The sequence below is a fragment of the Kineococcus indalonis genome (assembly GCF_009906395.1).
Classification (GTDB): Bacteria; Actinomycetota; Actinomycetes; order Actinomycetales; family Kineococcaceae; genus Kineococcus; species Kineococcus indalonis.
Map to the genome: position 1 here is coordinate 1 of NZ_JAAALM010000608.1, position 2,172 is coordinate 2,172.

The following is a 2,172-nucleotide window of genomic DNA, read 5'->3' on the forward strand; positions in this document are numbered from 1 at the left end:
GTGGAGGCGCTGCCGCTCAGCGGCGCCCCGTCGTGGCGCAGGCCGGCGGACTCCTCGAAACCGCGCACGACCCGCTCGGCCTCCTCGTGCCGGCCGCGCGCGACGAGGAAGCGCACCGACTCCGGCAGGCCCCGGCGCACCACCACCGCGTACACCGCGGGCAGCGCGCCGAGCACCAGCGCCCAGCGCCAGCCGTCCTCGGAGGCGGGCACCAGCAGGAACCCCACCAGGGCCGCCGCGGTCCAGCCCACCGCCCAGAACGCCTCCAGCAGCACGACCGCGCGCCCGCGCACCCGCCGGGGCGCGAACTCGCTGACGAGGGTGGAGGCCACCGGCAGTTCCGCGCCCAGCCCCAGGCCCACGAGGAACCGGAACACCAGCAGCGCGCCCAGCGACCACGCCAGCGCCGAGGCGCCGCTGGCCACGCCGTACACCAGCAGCGTCAGCGCGAACACCTGCCGGCGGCCCAGCCGGTCGGCGAGCAGGCCGCCCAGGCTGGCGCCCACGGCCATGCCGGCGAACCCCACGGAGGCGATCAGCGACTGCTCGCCGGCGGTGAGCTCCCACTGCACGCGCAGCGCCAGCAGCACGTACGCGACCAGGCCGACGTCGAAGGCGTCCAGCGCCCAGCCGATGCCGGAGCCCACGACCAGGCGCCGGTGGCGGCGGGTGAAGGGCAGGTCGTCGAGGCGTTCGGCGGGCGTGAGGACCGCTGCCCCCGCTCCGGCGGGGCGTGCTGCGTCGGGCATGCGCTCCACGCTAGTACCCGCGGGCGGAACCCTCAGATCGTCGCGACCGAGCCGGAGTCGACGCGGTAGTTGCTGCCGTTGACGAAGCTGGCGCGCTCGGAGACCAGGAAGGCGATGACGGCGGCGACCTCCTCGGGCCGCCCGCGCCGCTCCAGCTCCATGAACGGGCGCTCCTCGTCCAGGAAGGTGTCGATCGCCTCCCGCACGCTCGTGCCGTTCTCCTGCGAGCGCTCCTCCATCATCGCGTCGGTCATGGGGGTGGCGATGAACGCCGGGGAGACGGCGTTGACCAGGACCCCCTCCGAGCCGTACGTCTTGGACAGCCCCTTGACCAGGCTGAGCACCGCGGCCTTGGCCGCGCAGTACGGCAGCTCGTCGACGTAGGGCTGCACGGCGTCCTCCGAGGCCAGCAGCACGACGCGCCCCCACCCCTGGCGCGCACGGGGTCCAGGAACGCGCGCACCACGCGCACGGCGGCGAAGAAGTCGGTCTCCAGGGTGGAGCGCCAGCCGTCCTCGTCGAGCTCGTGGAACAGCCCCTGCGCGCCGGTGACGCCGGCGCAGCGCACGAGGACGCCCGGGTCGCCCAGGCGCGCGCGGACCTCCCGCCGCAGGCGCTGCACGTCCTCGGCGCGGGTGAGGTCGGCGGCCACGGCCAGCAGGCGGTCCGCGCCGGCGCCGAGCCGCGCGGCGGCGCCTCAGCGCGGAGCGCGCCGCCACACCGCGCGCGGCGTGGCGCGCATCGCGGCGGCCAGCGCGCGCAGCGCCCCGGGCACCCACACCTCCCCGCGCCCGGCGGCCAGCGCCGCCACGGCCGCCTCGGCCACCTGCGGCGGGGTGCTGGACAGCGGCGCGGGGTCCATGCCGGCGCTCATGCGGCCGATCACGAAACCGGGGCGCACCAGCAGCAGGGACACCCCGCTGCCGGCGAGGGCGTCGGCCAGGCCGGAGGCGAAGGCGTCCAGCCCGGCCTTGGCCGAGCCGTAGACGTAGTTCGGCCGGCGCGCGCGCACGCCGGCGATGGAGGAGAACACCACCAGGCGCCCGGCGCGCAGCGGGCGCAGCAGCCGCGCCAGGTGGCTCAGGACGCTGACCTGGGCGGTGAAGTCGGTGTGCACCACGGCCAGGGCGTGCGCGACGTCGACCTCGGCGCGCGCCTGGTCGCCCAGCACCCCGAAGGCCACGACGGCGTCCAGCGCGCCGTGCCGGGCGACGAGGTCCTCCAGCAGCGCCCCGTGGGCGGCGACGTCGTCGGCGTCGAACTCCACGGCCTCGACGGTGCGCGCGCCCGCCGCGCGCAGCCGGGCGGCCTCGCCCTCCAGCCGGCCGGCGTCGCGGGCGGCGAGCACCACGGTGCGCGCCCCGCGGCGCACGAGCCGCTCGGCGACCTCCAGCCCGATCTCGCTGCGCCCGCCCAGCAGCAG

General features: G+C 77.3%; 2 protein-coding genes and 1 pseudogene. All 3 read right to left on the reverse strand.

The features are described from left to right. Positions 1-749: MFS transporter (locus GTR00_RS19450; protein ID WP_166613205.1), on the reverse strand; the 749-nt coding region annotated here is incomplete at its 3' end. Positions 750-781: 32 nt separating this feature from the next. Then, positions 782-1,443, reverse strand: a pseudogene (locus tag GTR00_RS26510) (SDR family NAD(P)-dependent oxidoreductase); the annotation flags it as partial. Between the two features lie 3 nt (positions 1,444-1,446). Continuing rightward, positions 1,447-2,172 (reverse strand): SDR family NAD(P)-dependent oxidoreductase (locus GTR00_RS19460; RefSeq protein WP_205706228.1); only part of this gene is annotated, 726 nt, incomplete at its 5' end.